14 protein-coding genes are annotated in these 19,990 nt (G+C 70.9%); 10 read left to right on the forward strand and 4 right to left on the reverse strand.

The window, feature by feature from the left end:
* Nucleotides 1-163: 163 nt before the first annotated feature.
* Entirely contained in the window at nt 164-2,413 is a 2,250-nt protein-coding gene (locus tag G6O69_RS16240; protein ID WP_172304410.1) for a bifunctional (p)ppGpp synthetase/guanosine-3',5'-bis(diphosphate) 3'-pyrophosphohydrolase, read from the forward strand.
* A 66-nt stretch (nt 2,414-2,479) separates the two neighbouring features.
* On the opposite strand, the gene G6O69_RS16245 is transcribed toward G6O69_RS16240, so the two are convergent.
* Complete coding sequence (locus tag G6O69_RS16245) at nt 2,480-2,896, reverse strand: hypothetical protein (protein WP_172304411.1); 417 nt, start codon at nt 2,894-2,896, stop codon at nt 2,480-2,482.
* 457 nt (nt 2,897-3,353) lie between these two features.
* Nucleotides 3,354-3,476 (reverse strand): hypothetical protein, encoded by a 123-nt coding sequence (locus G6O69_RS40225; protein WP_255215797.1) that lies wholly within the window; start codon nt 3,474-3,476, stop codon nt 3,354-3,356.
* A gap of 141 nt (nt 3,477-3,617) precedes the next feature.
* Here G6O69_RS40225 and rpoD point away from each other — a divergent pair, with 141 nt between their 5' ends.
* Nucleotides 3,618-5,288 carry an RNA polymerase sigma factor RpoD gene (rpoD, locus tag G6O69_RS16250; protein WP_172304412.1) on the forward strand — a complete coding sequence of 557 codons (1,671 nt, stop codon included), beginning with the start codon at nt 3,618-3,620 and terminating at the stop codon, nt 5,286-5,288.
* A 111-nt stretch (nt 5,289-5,399) separates the two neighbouring features.
* Nucleotides 5,400-6,194 (forward strand): hypothetical protein, encoded by a 795-nt coding sequence (locus tag G6O69_RS16255; RefSeq protein ID WP_172304413.1) that lies wholly within the window; start codon nt 5,400-5,402, stop codon nt 6,192-6,194.
* A 3-nt stretch (nt 6,195-6,197) separates the two neighbouring features.
* Here G6O69_RS16255 and G6O69_RS16260 read toward each other — a convergent pair whose 3' ends face one another.
* Nucleotides 6,198-8,264 carry a CocE/NonD family hydrolase gene (locus G6O69_RS16260; protein ID WP_346017054.1) on the reverse strand — a complete coding sequence of 689 codons (2,067 nt, stop codon included), beginning with the start codon at nt 8,262-8,264 and terminating at the stop codon, nt 6,198-6,200.
* A gap of 71 nt (nt 8,265-8,335) precedes the next feature.
* Here G6O69_RS16260 and G6O69_RS16265 point away from each other — a divergent pair, with 71 nt between their 5' ends.
* From G6O69_RS16265 to G6O69_RS16275, 3 genes are all read left to right on the forward strand, one after another.
* Complete coding sequence (locus tag G6O69_RS16265; protein ID WP_172304415.1) at nt 8,336-9,265, forward strand: hypothetical protein; 930 nt, start codon at nt 8,336-8,338, stop codon at nt 9,263-9,265.
* A 43-nt stretch (nt 9,266-9,308) separates the two neighbouring features.
* Complete coding sequence (locus G6O69_RS16270) at nt 9,309-13,091, forward strand: hydantoinase B/oxoprolinase family protein (RefSeq protein WP_172304416.1); 3,783 nt, start codon at nt 9,309-9,311, stop codon at nt 13,089-13,091.
* 106 nt (nt 13,092-13,197) lie between these two features.
* Nucleotides 13,198-13,344 (forward strand): hypothetical protein, encoded by a 147-nt coding sequence (locus G6O69_RS16275; RefSeq protein WP_172304417.1) that lies wholly within the window; start codon nt 13,198-13,200, stop codon nt 13,342-13,344.
* A gap of 103 nt (nt 13,345-13,447) precedes the next feature.
* Here the strand turns inward: G6O69_RS16275 and G6O69_RS16280 are convergent, their stop codons facing one another.
* A complete protein-coding gene (locus G6O69_RS16280; protein WP_172304418.1) occupies nt 13,448-14,299 on the reverse strand; it encodes a hypothetical protein in 852 nt (283 codons plus the stop codon).
* 283 nt (nt 14,300-14,582) lie between these two features.
* Between G6O69_RS16280 and G6O69_RS16285 the strand changes: the two genes are divergently transcribed.
* The 4 genes from G6O69_RS16285 to G6O69_RS16300 are packed head-to-tail and all read left to right on the forward strand — an operon-like array spanning nt 14,583 to nt 19,726.
* Complete coding sequence (locus tag G6O69_RS16285; RefSeq protein ID WP_176396882.1) at nt 14,583-16,403, forward strand: DUF1549 domain-containing protein; 1,821 nt, start codon at nt 14,583-14,585, stop codon at nt 16,401-16,403.
* A gap of 14 nt (nt 16,404-16,417) precedes the next feature.
* Nucleotides 16,418-17,821: a DUF1501 domain-containing protein gene (locus G6O69_RS16290; RefSeq protein WP_172304420.1), complete on the forward strand. Its 1,404-nt coding sequence runs from the start codon at nt 16,418-16,420 to the stop codon at nt 17,819-17,821.
* An 11-nt stretch (nt 17,822-17,832) separates the two neighbouring features.
* Nucleotides 17,833-19,230 carry a hypothetical protein gene (locus tag G6O69_RS16295; RefSeq protein ID WP_217909845.1) on the forward strand — a complete coding sequence of 466 codons (1,398 nt, stop codon included), beginning with the start codon at nt 17,833-17,835 and terminating at the stop codon, nt 19,228-19,230.
* Nucleotides 19,231-19,255: 25 nt separating this feature from the next.
* A complete protein-coding gene (locus G6O69_RS16300; RefSeq protein WP_172304421.1) occupies nt 19,256-19,726 on the forward strand; it encodes a hypothetical protein in 471 nt (156 codons plus the stop codon).
* The last annotated feature ends 264 nt before the right edge of the window (nt 19,727-19,990 follow it).

Genomic DNA, 19,990 nt, shown 5'->3' on the forward strand with positions numbered 1-19,990 from the left:
GCGAGCGCGGCGGAGGGCAGCTCGCGGGGCGCGAGCTGCTCATCCGCGGGCTCGCGCGCGCAGCTCGAACATTCGGGCGCGCGTGAGCGGTCTTCAGCCTGGCTGTGCGGGCGCTTGGGCCCGCGTCTAGCGGGTGTGGCCGTGTTTGCTAAACTGCGCGGCCATGATCTCCGGGGCAAGCGAGGGCGGCGCGAGCATCCTCGAAGACGGTGGGGACGATCCGATCGTTCGGACCCTGAAGACCTGCCGCGAGCACCACGGCGGGGCGGCCGACGAGGCGGCGCTCGAGCAGCTCGAGGCCCGGCTCCGCCGCCGCCGCGAGCTCGGCGACGTCGGCTGCGAGCGAGCCCTGCGGCGCACGGCCACCTTGGCCGCGCTGCGCCTGGATCCGCCCACGCTGATCGCCAGCGCCCAGGCCCTCGTCGGGGTCGGCCTCGACGGGAGCGCGCAGGAGAGCGGCCCGGAGACCGGCTCCGCCCCGAGCCCCGAGCCCGCGGCCGCGGGGGAGGTCGCCGCGCTGCTCGAGGGCGTCGAGCGCCTCGCCGCGATCCACTGGGACGCCCTCGACGAGGAGTCGGCCGAGTCCCTGCGCCGGATGTTCGTGGCCATGGCCGCCGACGTGCGCGTGGTGCTGATCACCTTGTGCGACCGCCTCGAGGTCATCCGTGAGCTGCGCGAGATCAGCGACGAGGAGGTCCGCCGGCGCATCGCCCAGGAGACCCGCGAGGTCTTCGCCCCGCTGGCCAACCGCCTGGGCATCTGGCAGCTCAAGTGGGAGCTCGAGGACCTCGCGATGCGCGAGCTCGAGCCGGCCAAGTACAAGGAGATCACCACCAAGCTCGCGGCCAAGCGGGCCGAGCGTCAGCGCGTGGTCGATCGCGTGCTCGAGCTGCTCGAGACCGAGCTCGACAGCCTCGGCGTCGTCGCCGAGGTCAACGGCCGGCCCAAGCACATCTACTCGATCGTCAACAAGATGCGGCGCAAGCGGGTCGCCTTCGAGGACATCTACGACGTCACCGCCTTGCGGGTGATCATCGAGGCCGAGGACCCGGCGGCCGGCAAGCGCGACTGCTACGCGGTCCTCGGCATGGTCCACGGGCTGTGGACGCCGATCTCGAGCGAGTTCGACGACTACGTGGCGCGGCCCAAGGACAACGGCTACCAGTCGCTGCACACGGCGGTGATCGGGCCGGGCGGCGAGCCGCTGGAGATCCAGATCCGCACCCGCGAGATGCACCTCTTCGCCGAGTTCGGCGTCGCGGCCCACTGGGCCTACAAAGAGGGCAAGCGCAGCGCCGGGGCCAAGAGCGCCGAGCGCTTCAACCTGCTGCGCCAGCTCGTCGACTGGCAAAAGCAGCTCGTCGATCCCAAGGAGCTGGCCGAGGCCCTCAAGACCGACCTGTTCGGGGATCAGGTCCACGTGTTCACGCCGGGCGGCGACGTCATCGACCTGCCCGAGGGCGCCACGCCCCTCGACTTCGCCTACCGCATCCACACCATGGTCGGCCACCGCTGCCGCGGCGCCCGGGTCAACGGGGTGATGGTCCCGCTGACCCACCAGCTGCGGACCGGCGACCGCGTGGAGATCCTGACCAAGAAGCAGCCCGAGCCCAGCCGCGACTGGCTCAGCCCGCACCTGGGCTACCTGCACACGGCCAGCGCCAAGCAGAAGATCCGCCAGTGGTTCCGCCAGCAAGACCGCGGCCAGGCCGTAGTCAGCGGGCGCGAGGCCCTCGAGCGCGAGCTCGCCCGCGCGGGCCTGGGCGCCGGCGCCCTGCCCGAGAACCTCGACGCCCTCGCCTGGCAGCACGACTACAAGAGCGGCGAGGACCTGCTCGCGGCGATCGGCTTCGGCGACCTCGGGCCCCAGGGCCTGGCGGCGCAGATCCTCGAGCGCGAGCAGCCGGCGGTCGAGCCCGAGCCCGAGCCCTCGCCGATCCAGATCGAGGAGCGCCCGCGCGACGCCGCCGGGGTCAGCGTCGCCGGGGTCGGGGACATCCTCAGCCAGCCCGCGCGCTGCTGCTCACCGGTGCCCGGCGACGACGTGATCGGCTGGATCAGCCGCGGCCGGGGCATCGTCATCCATCGCCGCGACTGCCCCAACGTCGTCCACAATCAAGAGCCCGAGCGGCTGATCGAGATCGACTGGGGTCGCAAGCATCGCCACCGCTACCCGGTCAAGCTCAGCCTCGAGGTCCTGGACCAGCCCGGGGTGCTGCGCGACATCGCCGACGTGATCTCGAACATGGGGATCAACATGCGGGCGACCCACTCCTCGCGCAGCAAGAAGCGCTCGGGGACGCAGACGATCACCCTCGAGCTCGAGGTCGATCAGTCGGAGCAGGTGATCCGCGTGCTCGGTCGCCTCGAGGGCCTGCCGGTCGTGCTCTCGGCGCGCCGCGTCGCGGGCTGAGCCTGCGAGCCTGCGCGCCTGAGAGCGGAGCTCGGAGCAGGGCGTGGCGCAGCAGGCTCGCGGCGCTCAGACCAGGCGGTAGCTCTGGCTGCGCGCCTTCCAGGTCCGCGCGACTTTGCCCGCCGCGGCGAGGCGCTGGAGGGCGACGCGGGCCTGGCGAATGGTCCCGCCGACGAGCGCGTGGACCTCGGCGGGGGTCAGCGGCTCGTTGGCTTTGCGCAGCGCGTCGACGACCTGTGCGTCGTAGGCGGCGCGCTGTGAAGTCTTGTCCGCGGTGGCCTGGAACTCCGAGCTCTCGAGGGCCTCGGCCTTGGCGGCGCCCGCCTGACACTCCGCCACCGTCAGGCTTCCGAGCAGGCGCCCCGTCCGACCGTGCTGGATGAGCTCTAGGAACTCGAGCAGCGGGAGGTTCGGGTGCGTACGGACGATGTCGATCAGGCCTTGTCGTTCGGCGAGCGCGAAGCGTTCGGACAGTTCATCCACTGCGCGGACTGTATCAAGAAAGCCGTGTTTTCATGATTCTTCGAGGGCGTTATTGGCTACTGTCGTGATTGGCAAGCGCACGTGGGGGGAAACGCGAAAAAGGCGCGATTCCGAGATGCGTGCTCTGCGCGCCGCGCAGGAAGGGGTCTGAGGGGGGTCAGTGGAGAGGGGAGTGGCATTTCGCTACGTGAGCCCCGTCTCTTAGTCCGGGCCCTCGGGGCGAGTTTGGGGATGGTTTCATGGCCCGCACTTTGCTTTCGAGCGGGGGATGCGAGCGAGCCCGAAGCGGTGAGAAGGGGACCCTGCGGCGGCCTCCGATGTGGAGTCAATTGCTCGCAGGGCGCTGCTGTAGGGCGGATGAAGCGGGGATAAATCGGCTTCGCGGGGCCAATTGAGGTCAATTCGCGGCCAATGAAGCGCATTCATGCGCGAGCGGCTGCGCCTGCGTGGGGGCGCGTCAAAGCGGCTCTCGACGCCACTCGGCTCCACCCGCGCCGGCGAGATCGGCGAGCACGGAGCCGTCAGCGCGCGCGGAGGCGATCGCCGCAGGGTGCACCTGCACGCCTGCGTGGTGGCTCATCCGCGCTTTGCGGATATACCTGCACACCGTTCGTCGAGCCGCGGATCCCCAGGGTTCGCTCTCGCCGCTTTTGCTCGTTCGCTCCATCGCCACTGGACGAGCCGCGGAGAGCCCAGCGCTTCGACGCTCCAGGACCTGCCCATGAGCAACAGCCCGATTCCACTCAAGCCCGACGTCGACGCTCCGAGCAAGGCCAGCAAGGCCAGCAGCAAGTCGCAGGCGAAGACCCGGCTCATCGACGAGCGCGGCCGCAGCGTCGACCCCGTTCGGATGTATCTGCGCAAGATGGGGACCATCTCGCTGCTCACGCGCGAGGGTGAGATCGAGGTCGCCAAGCGGATCGAGGCCGGCGAGAACAAGGTCATCGACATCGTCCTCAACAGCCCGATCGCGGTGCCCTATGTGATCGACCTGTGCGATCGGGTCGAGCGCAACCTGGTCCGGGTCAAGGACGCGTTCGTGATCCCGGCCAAGAACGACGAGAAGCGCCCCGGCGAGGCCGAGGAGCCGACCGGCCAGGAGGCGGCGCTCGAGAACATGAAGGTGCAGCTCAAGAAGCTGCGCAAGCACCAGCGCGAGATCGAGAAGCTCGACGAGGGTGAGGGCGAGTCCGTGCCCGTGACCGTGGCCGTGGCTGGCGAGGCCGTGGCTGGCGAGGGCCCCCCGGTCGCCGAGGCCCCGGTCGACGAGGCGAGCGCGGCCAAGCGCGAGGAGCTGCGCCTGGCTTCGGTCCGCTCGATGAACGACATGCGACTGAGCCGCAAGTCGATCGAGGAGATGAGCGAGGAGCTGAGCGAGACGGTCGAGACCGTGCGTCGCTCGCTGCGCGAGCTCCTGGCCTGCGAGCGCCGGGCGGGGGTCGACCTCGACGAGCTGCGCTCGACCTTCGAGGGCGTGCGCCTCAAGGAGCAAGAGGAGTTCAAGCTCTGCCGCAAGCTCGGCCTGCACCCCTGGGAGCTGCAGGAGCTGATCTCGCGCATGAAGGTCGCCAACAAGCGCATCCGCCGGGTCGAGCAGGACCTCGGGGTGACGGCCGACGAGCTCGTCGCGCTCTACGACGACCTGACCAAGGCCCGGCGCGAGCGCGAGGCCGCCAAGGCCGAGCTGGTCGAGGCCAACCTCCGCCTCGTCGTCTCGATCGCCAAGAAGTACACAAACCGCGGCCTGCAGTTCCTCGACCTGATCCAGGAGGGGAACATCGGCCTGATGAAGGCCGTGGACAAGTTCGAGTACCAGCGCGGCTACAAGTTCTCGACCTACGCCACGTGGTGGATCCGGCAGGCGATCACCCGGGCGATCTCGGACCAGGCCCGGACCATCCGCGTGCCGGTGCACATGATCGAGAGCATCAACAAGCTGATCCGGACCACGCGTCAGCTCGTGCAGGAGTTCGGCCGCGAGCCCACCCACGAGGAGATCGCCGGCAAGATGGGCATGCCCGTGGAGAAGGTTCGGGCAATACTGCGCATCGCCAAGGAGCCGATCAGCCTCGAGACGCCCCTGGGTGAGGACGGCGACTCCAGCCTCGGCGACCTCATCGAGGACAAGACCGCCCTCGACCCCGGCTCCGGCGTCGTCGACCGCCACCTCGCCGACGAGACCCGCCGCGCCCTGGCCAGCCTGACCCCGCGCGAGGAGAAGATCCTCCGTCTGCGCTTTGGCATCGGCGAGGCCTCGGACCACACCCTCGAGGAGGTCGGCCGCGACTTCTCGGTGACCCGCGAGCGCATCCGCCAGATCGAGGCCAAGGCGCTCAGCAAGCTGCGCAAGGCCGAGCGTGCCAAACAGCTGCGCGAGTTCGTCGAGGACTGAGCCGCTCGCGGCGAGTCCGCGTGGGAGGGTCGCTGGCTTGGCTGGCGGCCCTCTCGGCGTTTCCGGGGCGCGGAGTTTGACCGCAGGTCGCAGGCGTGGAATCGAGGGGTGATGATCCCGAGCTCGATCGCGGCGACCCTCGCGCTGACCCTCGCGCTGACGGGGGCGCCTGAACCCTCGACGGCGTCACCAAGGAGCGGCGGCCCGAGCGGTGCTCCGGGTGTCGGAGACTCCGAGGCGGCCGGTGACGAGGCCGGCGGTGAGGTTGGTGATGAGGCCGGCGGTGCGGTCGAGGGCGCCGAGGCGCCGGAGCCCTCCGAGGCGCCCGAGCTTCCCGCTGAGGACGCGAGGGCGCTCGAGTCGGGTGCGGCCACCTCGACCGCCGAGAGCGACGCGACGTCGCTCGACGGCCCGTCTGAGGGCAGCCCCGAGCCGGGCGAGCCGGGCGAGCCGGGCGAGCAGGCGGCGGGCGAGGCGACGCTGGGGCCCGTCGCGGTGCCCGCCCCGCCGCAGGCCATCGCGGTCGACCCCAAGAACTACCGCATGGTCCTCGCCGGCGACGTGCTCGTCGGCCTCGGGGGCGCGGCCTTCATCGTCATGGCCGCGGGCCTGGCCGTGGGCGCCGACGCCAGCCGCCAGCACGACGCCCTGTCCGTCGCCGATGAGCCCGACGCCGACAAGATCGCCAAGCAGGCCGACCGCGCCGCGCTGGGTCGGACGCTGGCGATCACCGGGGGCGCCTCGGCGGGGGCCCTGATGATCACCGGCATCGCGCTGATCGCCGCGGGCCGGGTGCGCGAGCGAAAGCGCCGCGAGGCCATGTTCGCCTCGCCGCTGTCGCTCTCGCTGCCCTTGCCCGTTGTTGGCCGCGAGCAGGTCGGCCTGAGCTGGTCGCTGCGCTTTTGAAGCTCAGGGCTGGTCGCCGCTGGCTTCGTCGGCGGGCGCGGGCAGGCAGGCGGGGGTCTGATCCTCGCCCGGATCGATCGTCGCGAAGCGGATCACCGAGGGGTGCTCGGCGTCGCGCCACAGCCGGTGCTCGGCGGCGACGAAGTCCGCGGCCTCGGCCGCGTAGATGCTGTCGACCCAGGCCTGGGGGTTCTTGTCGACGAGCGGGAACCAGCTGCTCTGGATCTGGATCATCACGCGGTGCCCGGGCTCGAAGGTGTGCAGCACGTCCTGGAGGGGCACGCTGACCTGGGTGGGCTGACCGGGGGTGAAGGGCTCGGGCTTGGCCGGGTCGTTGCGAAAGCGGCCGCGGATGATCTCGCTGCGCACCATCATCTGGTAGCCGCCCATGTGCATGCCCTCGCGCAGGCCGTCGTGGTCCGGGGCGTCGTCGGGGAAGACGTCGATCAGCTTGACGATCCAATCGGCGTCGCGCTGATCCGTGGACACCCACAGCGCGGCCTCGATCGGGCCGGCTAGGGTCAGCGGGGCCTCGAGCACGGGGCCGGCGTAGACGAGCACGTCGGGGCGCTGGGCCGCGAAGCGCTGGTCGTCGGTCATGTACTCGCGGGTCATGCCCTTGGCGACCTGTGTGGTGAAGGGCACGGGGTGCGCGGGGTCGCTGATGAAGGCGTCGTTGGCTGCGGCATCGCGCGGGGCGGCGTCGAGCAGCGCGCCCTCGGGCCCGAGCCACAGCGCGCCGGGCTCGGCCGCGGCGGGCGGCCACTGCTCGAACTGGCGCCAGCGGTTGGCCCCGGTCTCGAAGATCAGGGCCTCGGGCAGGGCCGGGCAGTCGGCGTACTCGGCCGCGCTCGGGTGTTGGAGCTCGACGGCGAAGAAGCGGCGCTCGACCTCGCGCTGGTAGCCCGGGGAGGTCTCGCGCCCGAAGCTGAGGTCGCCCAGGCCGTCGCCGGCGCTGCGCGACCAGCCGCCGTGGAACCACGGGCCCATGACCAGGCTGTTGCGGGCCTGCGGATCTGCGCCCTCGAGGGCCGCGTAGATGTGCAGCGGCCCGTAGAGATCCTCGGCGTCGAACCACCCGCCCACGGTCATCACCGCCGGGCCCACGGACTCGAGCGCGGCGAGGTGGGGGAGCAGGTTTCGGCGCCGCCAAAACTCGTCGTAGTTGGGGTGAGCCATGACCGCGTCCCAAAAGGGCAGCCCGTGCTCGAAGTAGCGCGCGTTGGCGTTCTTCAGCGGGCCGAGGCGGGTGAAGAACTCGAAGCCGTCGGGGGTACCGTGCTCGAAGCGCGGCGGCCACTCGGTGGTGTGGCCGTCGCGGGGCACGCCAAAGCTGGAGATGAAGTTGAACAGGTGGGGCAGCAAGAACGCGCCGTTGTGGTGGAAGTCGTCGTACCACCAGTCGGCGATCGGGGCCTGGGGCGAGACGGCGACCAGGGCCGGGTGCGGCTCGACCACGGCGGCGGCGGCGTAGAAGCCGGGGTAGCTGATCCCCCACTGGCCCACGCGGCCGTTGTGGCCCTCGACGTTGTCGAGCAGCCAGGCCACGGTGTCGTAGGTGTCGCTGCTCTCGTCGACGCCCTCGGGCCCCTCGGTGGTCCGCCGCGGGGTCATGTTGACGAACTCGCCGTCGGACATGAAGCGCCCGCGCACGTCCTGGTAGACGAAGATGTAGCCGTCGCGGGCCAGCTGCGAGTTGGGCCCGAGGGAGCTGGGGTACTCGTCCTCGCCGTAGGGCTTGACCGAGTAGGGGGTGCGCTTGAGCAAGATCGGCCGTGGCGCGCCGGCGTGGAGGGCCTCGGTTGGGGTGTAGATCGCCGTGAACAAGGTCGCCCCGTCGCGCATGGGGATCCTGACCTCGCGCTTGGCGTAGTTCGAGGCGATCCAGGCGGCGAGCGCATCGGCGCTCGGGTCGTCGCTCGACTCGATGTTCGGGCTCGTCGACACGTCGAGGTGCGGCTCCACGCACGAGGCGGTGCCGGGGGAGGTCCGCCCGCAGGCGAGCACGAGCAGGCTCGCCGTGGCGAGGCCGAGGGGGAGGAGCGGTGGCCTGGCGCGGTTGCGAAGCACGGCGAATAGTATACGACGCCGCGCGCGATAGTTGATGCGCCGGGTGTCGATCACGCGCTAGCGTGGAGACGATGCGCGCGCTGCTCTGCCCCTGCCTCGCCCTCGGCCTGTTCGGGGCCGCCTGCGCCAAGCCTTCGCCCACGGGCGTGGCCATCGATCGCAAGGTCCGCGAGCCCTCGGGCCTGGTCGAGAGCGCTGCCCACCCCGGCGTCTACTGGACGCACGGTGACTCGGGCAACGGCAACTGGCTGTTTGCGATCGACGCCGACGGCCAGCTACTCGCGCGCTACCGGGTCAGCAACGCCGAGAACATCGACTGGGAGGACATCTCCCGCGACGAGTCCGGCAACCTGTGGCTCGGCGACATCGGCAACAACAGCAGCGAGCGCCGCGACCTCGCGGTCCTGCGCATCCCCGAGCCGGCGCCCGCGGGCGAGCCCGGCGAGGTCGGCAAGGTGCTCGTCGATCGCGAGCTTAGCTTTCGCTACCCGGACCAGCAGAGCTACGGCCGCACGCACGGGGACTTCGACGCGGAGTCGCTGCTGTGGTGGGCCGACACGCTGTGGGTGCTCAGCAAGGACCGCCTCGACCACGCGACCCGGCTCTATCGCTTCCCCAGCCTCGACGCGAGCGAGGACGAGCTCGTGCTCGAGCTCGTCGACGACTTCGACCTCGGCCCCTACCTGGACGAGGAGCCGAGCGAGTTCGCCGGGCGCACGACGGCGGCGGACCTGGCCCCAGACGGCGCCCACTGGGCGCTGCTCAGCTACGACGCCGTCTACGTGTTCGCCACGCCGGCGCCGGACAGCGCGGCCAGCTTGCTCGACGAGCTCGTCAACCGCGTCGCCCTCGATCCCAGCTACGTCGGGCAGATCGAGGCCCTGGCCTGGGACGCGCGCGGCCTGCTGATGTGCAACGAGGACCGGGCGGTGTTCCGCGTCGAGGATCCGCTCACGGCGACGCGGGTGCCCGCGAGCTCGGACGCCGCGCCGGCGCAGTAGTGTGCGATGCAGGGCACGCCAGCTGCTATGCTGGCCGCGCTCGATGACCGCCCGCCCCGAACACGCGCCCGGCTGGGAATTTTGGATCGACCGCGGGGGGACCTTCACGGACATCGTGGCCCGCGACCCCAGCGGGCGGCTGCACACGCACAAGCTGCTGTCCAACAACCCCGAGCGCTACGCCGACGCGGTCGTCGAGGGCGTGCGGGTGCTGCTCGGGCTGGCCGCGCACGAGCCCATCCCTGGAGACCAGCTCCGCGGGATCAAGATGGGCACGACCGTGGCGACCAACGCCCTGCTCGAGCGTCAGGGCGCGCGCGTGGTCCTGGCGATCACCCGCGGCTTCGCCGACGCCCTGCGGATCGGCTACCAAAACCGCCCGCGCCTCTTCGACCGCGAGATCAGCCTGCCCACCATGCTCTACGAGCAGGTCGTCGAGATCGACGAGCGCGTCGGCGCCGAGGGGGAGGTGATCCGGGCGATCGACCGCGAGCAGGTCCGCGCCGCCCTGGCGCCGGCCGCCGCCGCGGGCGTCGAGGCCGTGGCCATCGTCCTGGTCCACGGCTGGCGCTTTGGCGCGCACGAGCGCGTGGTCGCCGAGGTCGCCCGGGAGCTCGGCTTCACCCAGGTCAGCGTCAGCCACGAGCTCAGCCCGCTGATCAAGCTGGTCGGCCGCGGCGACACCACGGTGGTCGACGCCTACCTCTCGCCGATCCTCCGTCGCTACGTCGAGCGGGTGTCCGCGGCCCTCGGCGCCGCGCCCTTGCAGTTCATGCAGTCCAACGGCGGGCTGACCGACGCGCGCAGCTTCCGGGGCAAGGACGCGATCTTGTCGGGGCCGGCCGGGGGCATCGTCGGCGCCGCGGTGACCAGCGCCCAGGCAGGCTTCTCGCGCATCGTCGGCTTCGACATGGGCGGGACCTCGACGGACGTCACCCACTACGCCGGCGAGCTCGAGCGCAGCTTCGAGACCGAGGTCGCGGGGGTCCGGGTGCGCGCGCCGATGCTCGAGATCCACACGGTCGCCGCTGGCGGCGGCTCGATCTGTCGCTTCGCCGACGGCCGCCTACAGGTCGGCCCCGAGTCGGCGGGCGCGGACCCGGGCCCGGCCTGCTACCGCCGCGGCGGGCCGCTGACCTTGACCGACTGCAACCTGCTCCTGGGCAAGCTGCGCCCGGAGCTGTTCCCGCGGGTGTTTGGGCCGGGGGGGGATCAGGGCCTCGACCTCGGCGCCGTCCACGAGCGCTTCGCCGCGCTCAGCCAGGCCCTGGACGGGCGCGCGCCCGAGTCGATCGCCGCGGGCTTCATCGAGATCGCGGTGGTCGGCATGGCCGACGCGATCAAGAAGATCTCGATCGAGCGCGGCCGCGACCTCGAGGACTACGCGCTGTGCTGCTTTGGCGGGGCCGGGGGCCAGCACGCCTGCCTGGTCGCCGACGCCCTGGGTGTGCGCAGCGTGCTGATCCACCCCCTCGCCGGGGTGCTCTCCGCCTACGGCATGGGCCTCGCCGACGTCCGGGCCGTGCGCGAGCGCAGCGTGGGCGCGGGCCTCGACGCGGACGCCCTGGCCGCGAGCGCGGCGACCCTCGACGACCTGCGGGCCGAGGTCACCGCGGCGCTGCGTGAGCAGGGCCTCGAGCCCACGCGCGTGGAGGCCCGGGCCCACCTGCGCTACGCCGGCAGCGACCGGCCGCTGGCGGTGACCTGGCGTGGGTCCGACGCGAGCGCGGCCGCGGCCATGCGCGCCGACTTCGAGGCCGAGCATGGCGAGCGCTACGGCTTTCGCCTCGACGCCGCGGCCGAGCTCACCCTCGACGCCCTCGAGGCCGAGGCGGTGGCGACCAGCGAGGCCGGGGCGCTCGGGATCGAGGCGCTGCTCGGGCCCGAGGCGCTGGGGGCAGACGCGGGCTCGGGCGGTGGGCAGGGGAGCGGGGCCCCGGAGCTGAGCGTGGACGTCTACATGGCCGGAGCGCGGCGAGCCACGCCGGTGTTTCGCCGCGAGCGCCTGCGCCCGGGGGCGCCGGCGCTGCCCGGGCCGGCGATCATCGCCGAGCGCACCGGCACCACCGTGGTCGAGCCAGGCTGGACCGCGCGCGTCCTCGACACCGGGCACCTGCTGCTGTGTCGCGGGGAGGGGGACACGGGGGAGGGGGACGCGGGGGAGGGGGACGCGAGCGCGGGCGCGGCCGCGACGGCCAGCCTGAGCCGCCCCGACCCCGTGCGCCTCGAGGTCTTCAACAACCTCTACGGCTCGATCGCCGAGCAGATGGGCGCGACGCTGCGCAACACCGCGCACTCGGTCAACATCAAGGAGCGCCTCGACTTCTCCTGCGCAGTCTTCGACGGCGACGGCCAGCTGATCGCCAACGCCCCGCACATGCCGGTCCACCTCGGGTCCATGGGCGCGGCCGTGCGAGCCGTGATCGCCGGGCGCCGCGCGGACGGGCGCGGCCTGCTGCCGGGCGACGCCTACGTGGTCAACGCGCCCTATAACGGCGGCACGCACCTGCCCGACGTCACGGTGATCTCGCCGGTGTTCATCGCCAGCAGCGAGGGCGCGTCGAGCCCGGACTTCTTCGTGGCCAGCCGTGGCCACCACGCCGACATCGGCGGCATCAGCCCCGGCTCGATGCCCGCGCACAGCCGCCACGTCGACGAGGAGGGCGTGCGCTTCGACGACTTCCTGCTCGTCGACGCCGGCGCCCTGCGCCGCGAGGCCGTGCGCGCGCGCCTGCTCGCGGGACCGTGGCCAGCCCGCGACCCGGACCAGAACCTCGCCGACCTCGAGGCCCAGCTCGCCGCCAACCACAAGGGCGCGGGCGAGCTGCGGCGCATGGTCGCGCGCTGGACCTTGCCCGTGGTCCGGGCCTACATGGGCCACGTGCGCGCCAACGCGGCGGAGTCGGTGCGCGCCGCCATCGCTCGCCTGGCCGCGGTTCACCAGGGGGAGGATGGGGAGGGCCTTCGCCGCCGCTTTCGCTACGCCATGGACGAGGGCAGCGAGGTCGTCGTCTGCGTCGAGCTCGACCCCGAGACCCGCAGCTGCCGCGTGGACTTCAGCGGGACCTCGGCCCAGCGCGACAACAATTTCAACGCGCCCCTGGCCGTGTGCCAGGCCGCGGTGCTCTACGTGTTCCGCACCCTCGTCGACGCCGACATCCCGATGAACGAGGGCTGCCTCGACCCCATCGAGCTCGTGGTCCCGCCCGGCAGCATGCTCGACCCGCGCTATCCGGCGGCGGTGGTCGCCGGCAACGTCGAGACCTCGCAGGTGATCTGCGACGCGCTCTACGGCGCCCTGGGGGTGATGGCCGCGGCCCAAGGCACGATGAACAACCTGACCTTCGGCGACGAGCGCCGCCAGTACTACGAGACCGTCTGCGGCGGGGCCGGTGCCGGCCCGGGCTTTGCGGGCGCCTCCGCCGTGCACACCCACATGACAAACTCGCGGCTCACGGACCCCGAGGTCCTCGAGCGCCGCTACCCGGTGCGCCTCGAGTCCTTCGAGATCCGCCGCGGCTCCGGCGGGGCCGGACAATTCCGCGGCGGTGATGGGGTCCGCCGAGCGCTGCGCTTCCTCGAGGACATGCAGCTCGTGCTCCTCGCCAACCGCCGGGAGATCCCGCCTTTTGGCGCGGCCGGCGGCTCACCCGGCGCCCCCGGCCGCAACTGGATCGAGCGCGCCGACGGGCGCGTGGAGGTGCTCGGCGCTGCGGCCACGGTCGCGGTCTTCGCCGGGGATCGCTTCGTGCTCGAGACCCCCGGAGGCGGGGGCTGGGGGCCGCCCGAGGACACTGCTGCGAGCGCTCGCGCCGACGAGGCGTGAAGGACGCGAGGGCTGGAGGATGCCCAAGACGGCCGCGCAGCGCACGGGAGGCGTGATGGGCCCTCGGGGGCTTCACAGCCGCCCACGCTTGGCTACACTCACGCCGATGGCCGGGTACGACTCCAACATCGAACTCAACCCCAACGGCATCATCCTTGGTGCCCTGCTCTTCGTGCTCGTCGGCTTCGGTGTCGTCAGCTACATCATCCTCTTCAGCGAGGCCCAGACGAACGCAGCCGGGGCCAGCGAGTAGCAGTCAGCCAGCAGTCGGTCCGCGCGCACGCGCGAGGGCCAAACAAAAAAGCCGCGAGCTGAGCCCGCGGCTTTTCGATTTGGTTGGCGCGGCCCGGGCGCGGCTACTTCTTGCCCTTCTTCTTGCCGCCCTTGTTCTTGCTGCCGAAGAAGTAGGTGATCGACAGGCCAAAGAAGAGCCCGCCGTGCTCGCCGAGCTCGAAGCCCAGGCCGGGGCCGTCGTCGCCGCCCAGGCGCCCGCCGGCGCCGCTGCCCGGGTTGGTGTCGGAGTTGTCCTGCTCGTCGGGCTCGCGGTTGCCGGGGACGATGCGCGCGACCAGGCCGAACTCGGGGGTGATCGCCACGGAGTCGCCGATGAACACGTGGGTGGTCAGCGGGAGCTCGAGGTCGATCTCGAGCGGGCCCTCGAGGGTCTCGGGGTTCTCGTCGTCGTCGGCACCGAAGCCGACGTAGACGAGGCCGCGAAAGCCCACGCCGAAGTCCGCGGAGATGTACTTGCTGCGGTCGCCCTGGACCGGCCAGTAGAAGGTCTGGACGCCGGCGCCGAGCAGGCCCACGGTGCGCGTGGCGTTGTAGTCGCCGTTGTCGTCGGGCTCCTTGTAGGAGTAGGTCGCGGCGCCGATCAGCGCGCCGATGCTGAGCTTGTCGGTGGCGTAGTAGCGCGCCGAGATGGCGTTGACGCCCGAGAGCGAGCGCGTCCCACCGAGGCCGAAGCGGCCCTTCATGCCCGCGCTGGGCTTGGCCGCGTCTCGCTCCAGATCCGCGTCGGCCGAGACCTCCAGCTCTGGCTCCGGCTCTGGTTCCGGCTCCGGGGCGGCCTCTGGCTCCGAGGCGGCCTCTGGCTCCGCCTTTGCCTTGTCTTTCTTACCGGGGGCGGCCTGCACCTCCGGGGTCGCGGCGAGCACCGCAAACGCCGCAGCTGCCGCGGCGAAACGCTGAACCTGGCCAAGCTTCATGGCCGGGACGATACCGCGAGCAGCGCCGGCGCCAAAGCAATACCGCCGCCCTCGACTGGCGAGATTGGTCGTGCGAGTGCTGATACGAGAAGATCACGGGGCCCGAGACCGCACCCCCACTGAAGGGTTTGGGTGGGGCTTGGGGACCACGATGGGGCCCGCGACTGTGGCTTTGGGGAGGCTGGGCGGCCCTGGTGCGCTGGCCTATGATTGGCGAGTGATGCCGCCGCAGGTCGACCCGTCCACCCACCTGGGCTCCTCGGTGTCAGCGCAGGAGCCCTCAATGGCTGCAAGCCCCCATCGAATCAATATCGTCGCCGCCGGGCTGTCGTTGCTCGTACTCGCCGGTACGAGCGCGTGCCTGGACGTCGAAGGCATGGACCCCGCGAACCCCGCCCGCGGACCCGGCGAGCTCGTCGGCAATGGGGCCCCGATCACCGACGGCAACTTCCCGGGCGGCTACGATGAGGCGCCGGAGGCCCGCGACGTGACCGCGCCGACGGACAAGCCGATCGTCTGCGACGTCGCCTGCCAGAGCTACTGCGACGGCCTCGGCCTGACCAACCCCGTCAACGTCGGCGTGTGCTCGAGCATGTGGGGCGTGGGCATCGCCTCGCAGCCCATCGACCGCCGCCAAGCTTGCCGCAAGCTCTACGCCGACTTCGTCGGCCGCTACCCCACGCCCTCCGAGGTCAACGAGGTCTGCGACCACGAGGACTGGGGCGAGACGGTCAAGACGCTGATGGCGACCGACGAGTTCGTGCTCGTGCAGCAGCGACGCTGGGCCGACCTGATGCTCTACAACAACCGCACGGTCAACGTCGAGCGCATCTACGACATGGATGACCTCGTGCGCAAGGTCTACCAGGGCTACGTGTCCTGGGACCTGTTCGCCTCGGTGGCCGCCTCGCACCCGGTCCTGACCCGGCGCTACGACACCGCCGGCGACCGGGCCGAGGCCGCGTTCAAGCTGTTCTTGCACCGCCCGCCCTACGAGGACGAGCGCAGCGACCTCGGCCGGCTCTACTCGGTGTGGACCAACGGCTACCGCGACCACTCGCACCTCGGCACGGTCTCCGACGCCTACGTCAACTACAACTGCTCGCCCTCGGCCAACGAGGACGGGGAGATCGACGAGGGCCAGTGCACGAGCATCTTGTGGGGCTACCACGAGCTCACGCTCGAGCCCGACGAGCGCCGCGAGAAGTCCGGCGATCAAGAGGGCTTGATGTGGAGCGGCTACATGAGCGCCGACGAGTGGGAGATGGTCCAGCTGCCCGGGCGGATCATGGCCAGCGAGGACACCTTCTGGGAGTCCGCCGTCGACGACGTGGTCATCCAGCTGCTCGGCTACGACCTCGGGACCGAGGTTCAGGAGGTCCGCTACGAGCTCGTCAAGTACTTGCTCGAGAACGAGGCCGACATCCGCTCGGTCTACTACGCGATCGCGACCTCGATCCCCTACCTGCAGAGCTCCCAGGGCGCGCTCGAGACCGACTTCCGCTGGTCCGCCGGCCCGCTCAAGCAGGCGAGCCCCGAGATCTGGATCGACTCGATCAAGCGGACCACGGGCACCCAGATGGGCACCTGTGACCACCGGATCTCCTACCCGGGGGACTACCTCGACGGCGACGACGGCAACCCGGCCAACGGCTGGACCTTCGCCCTGGTCAACAACAGCCGCTGGGTCATCGACGAGAACCGCGAGCTGGTCACCGACTACCGCGGGATCGCCCAGTCCCTGGGCGGCTGCCCGACCAACGAGATCGCCGGGCGCTTCACCACGGTCTCGATCCTCAACACGGCGGTCCAGGAGGCCTTCATCGCCGAGGTCTGCGACCCCTCCATGGCCGGCGGCGGGACCGATGCCTCGCTGCTGCTGCCCGAGGGCATGAGCAGCGAGACGGCCCTCGACAGCGACAACGCCCAGGAGGTCGTCGCTCGCCAGACGCGGCTGTTCTTTGGCCGCGAGCCGACCGAGTCCGAATACGAGAAGGCGGCGGGCTACGCCGACCAGTGCACCCCCAAACCCTGCACGGTCGAGCGCTTCGCTCGCCCGGTCTGCTTCTCGCTGCTGTCCTCGGCGGAGATGCTCTTCTACTGAGCCGGAGCCCAACGATGACGAAGACCAAGCAACCCAAGACCTTCGCCTCGACCCGGCGCGGCTTCCTCAAGACCCTGGCGGCGGGCGGCGCAGCCGCGGGCGCGGCGATCGGCGCGCCCTACCTGTGGATCCCCAAGGCCCACGCCGCGACCTCCGGCTTCGACACGGCCAAGCACTTCATCTACATCCGCCTGTCCGGCGGCTTTCGCTTCACCACGGCCTTCAACTGCGACGTGAGCTCGGAGTTCTCGCCCTGGGGCACGGCGAGCAGCGTGGCCTCGGGCACCGAGTGGGGCCCCGGCGACCTGCTCTCGCGCTCCGACTGGCTCAGCGACGAGCTCTCGGGCCTGGGCATGAAGAAGGTCACCGACTTCACCAACGAGATCGCGGTGATCCCCTGCGTCGACCACGAGCCGCTCGCGGGCTCGGCCGACGGCAACCACCTCACCGGCCTCGAGCGCTTCTTGACCGGCTACGTCAACGGCAGCACCGGCATCTTCACGATGATCAACTACGGCCTGCGGGCCAAGGTCGAGGCCGCCGCCGCCGAGGGCAACGTGCTGCTCCCGGCGATCATCATGGGTCAGCCGGGCATGGGCCGCGGGTCCGGCGAGTACGCGGCCTACCGCCCGCCGGTGCTGCGCGGCGACGACCTCGAGCGCTTCGGCTTCAACACCGACGCGCTGCTGCCCGAGTGGGCCCGGGAGATGACCCAGGACTACGACGCGCGCTTTCGCGATCGCCAGCAGAGCCCGCACTTCTCGACCGTCGACGCCTACCTCCAGTCGCGCGAGGCGACCAAGGCCTACTCGGAGATCTTCTCGAGCGACGCCCTGAAGATCGAAAACGGCTCCGACGAGGTCATCGACGGGGTCAGCAACGCCCAGCTGGCCACGGCCTTCGGCCAGAGCAGCGCGTCTCGCAACCTGCGCCTGGCCCTGCGCCTGTTCTCCTTCGGCTGCCCGGCGATCTACCTCGACCAGGGCGGCTACGACCTGCACTCCGGCGAGGAGGAGGGCCTGCCCGGGCGCATGGCCGAGCTCAACCGCCTGCTCTCGGCGCTGCACTGGGCGCTCAAGACCATGCAGCACCCCTCGGGCGGGACCTACTGGGACCACACGATCGTGTCCTTGGGCAGCGAGTTCTCGCGCAGCTCTCGCGGCGGGCGCTTCAACTCGGCCCGCGGCAGCGACCACGGTGGCGACTACGCCACGCGCTGGATGGCCATGCCCTTCTTTGGCGGGCCGATCCAGGCCCTCGGGCGGCGGATCGGCGAGACCCGGGCCGAGGACCTCGAGCCCCTGGGCACGGTGGTCAGCTACCGCGCGACCATGAAGACGGTCATGGACGCGCTCGGCTGCGACCACGACGTGTTCTTCCCCGCCGACCAGCCCTTCGACGACCTGTTCATCGCCTGAGGAGCGCGACCATGGCCCGCACCTTCGCCTCTAGCTTCAGCCCTCTGCCCCTCGCCGCCCTGATCAGTCTGACCGGTCTGACCAGCCTGACCATGGGCGCCGCCGGCTGCACCATCGGCAGCGACTTCGACCCCGGCGAGATCGAGTTCGAGCCCGACCGCCCCGAGCTCAGCGAGAGCGACGACCCCGATCCCTACACCGGGGACGACGAGATCGTGCTCGAGGCCCAGTCGCAGTTCCGCACCGGCCTCGACGTCCACCAGAAGATCATCTGGCGGACCTGCACGCCCTTCGACGGCGTCTGCCACAACAGCAAGGAATTCCCCGACCTGCGCACGCCGGCCAACTTCGTCAAGGCCTTTGGCGCCAACTGCAACGTGCAGTACGGCGAGTACGAGTCGGTCTACGACCGCTGCGAGCGGCCCGGGGATCGCTTCCGGATCAGCGGCGGCGGCTACGAGTCCGGGCAGATCGAGATCGGGTGGATCGAGAGCATCGCCGGCGACTACTACCAGGGCGAGGACCTGCCCCCGGAGGACTCGCCCGGCCTGCACATCCACCTGGCCGACCCGATGCCCGGGGAGCAGACCAAGGTCTACACCTCCGGCGGCTTCGAGCGCACCTTCATCACCGACGGCGAGGTCAAGGACTTCACCTTCGCGAACTACACCACGCTCTGGTACATCCTGCCCGGGCGCACCCACGTGATCGGTGAGGTCCGCGAGTACCAGGGCGACCAGGTCCAAGAGCTGCTGTCCGTGGGCATCATCGAGGGCGACGCCAACCGCAACGGCACCCTCGGCGCGCGCGAGGGCGACCCGATCCACATGCTCTCGGCCGGCGACCCCGAGAACAGCTACCTGATCGCCCGGCTGCGCGGGGTGATGAGCGGCGAAGAGGTCCCCGGCTCGCGCATGCCCCTGGCCAACCAGCCGCTGAGCATCGCCGAGATGCTCGCGCTCTTTTGCCTGGTCGAGACCATCCCCGAGGATCCGGGTGAGGCCGACCTCGCCCGCGCGGTCGACTACGCCGGCTGCTCCTACAGCGCCGACCCGGCCGGGCTCAACTTGCTGGGCGAGGGCGTGACCTGGGCCGCGCGCATCGAGAAGGTGCTCGAGTACAACTGCTCGGGCTGCCACAACGAGATCACCCCGGAGGCCGACCTCGCGCTGATCGGCGAGGGGGTCTACGAGCGCCTGCTCGAGCCCTCGCAGCAAAACCCGGCGCTCAACTTGATCGAGCCGGGCGAGCCCGAGTCGAGCTACCTCTACCTCAAGATCACCGGGCACGAGGACATCGTGGGCAACCCCATGCCCTACAACCCGCTGACCGGTGAAGGCACCCTGACCCAGGCCGAGATCGCCGACATCGAGACCTGGATCATCAACGGCGCGATCGAAGACGAGTAGGCGGGCAGCGGCTATCATGGCGGCCATGACCTTCAGGACGGCCTTCGCGGCGGCCAGCCTCGGCCTTTGCGCTGCTGCGCTCTCGCTGCTCGCGTGCAACACCAGCCCCGAGGCGCAGCTCGAGACCTACGGCGACGAGGCGGTCGAGGACTACGGCTGCATCGAGGGCGACCTCGAGTGCGCCTGCGCGCCGGGTGACTTCTGCGACCTCAACCTCACCTGCGTCGACGGCATCTGTCAGTGCCTCGAGGACTCCTGCGAGCCCGTGGGCCCGGCGACCTCGGAGGGGGACGACGAAGACAGCAGCGGGGACTCGGGCACGGACACGGACAGCGAGTCGGACGAGTCCGGGAGCGAGACCGCGGACAGCGGCGAGACCGAGAGCACCGAGTCGACGACCGACGAGGGCACGAGCACGGACACGGACACGACCGAGACCGACACGGATACGGACACGACCGAGACCGACACGGACACCGACACGACCACCGGCTGAGCGTCGGTGTTCGCATGCGGCTGGTCGCGCTGGCGAGCTTGGCTGATCGGGTTGGTTGGGCGGCCCGGGTGAGCGTGGACGGCGAGGTCCGGTTGCCCGAGTGTTCCCACGGAGGCGGCTTGCGCATGTTTCGCAGCGCGAGCCCGTCTGCGCAGCGCACGTCCTGCGCATCGAGCTCAGGGGGTGATCGGATCAGCAATGCGTGCTTTCACCGAGTCGAGCCGCCGCGTGGGTGTGGGCTCGACCCGTCTGCTGCGACACCAG

The sequence above is a fragment of the Pseudenhygromyxa sp. WMMC2535 genome (genome assembly GCF_011083025.2).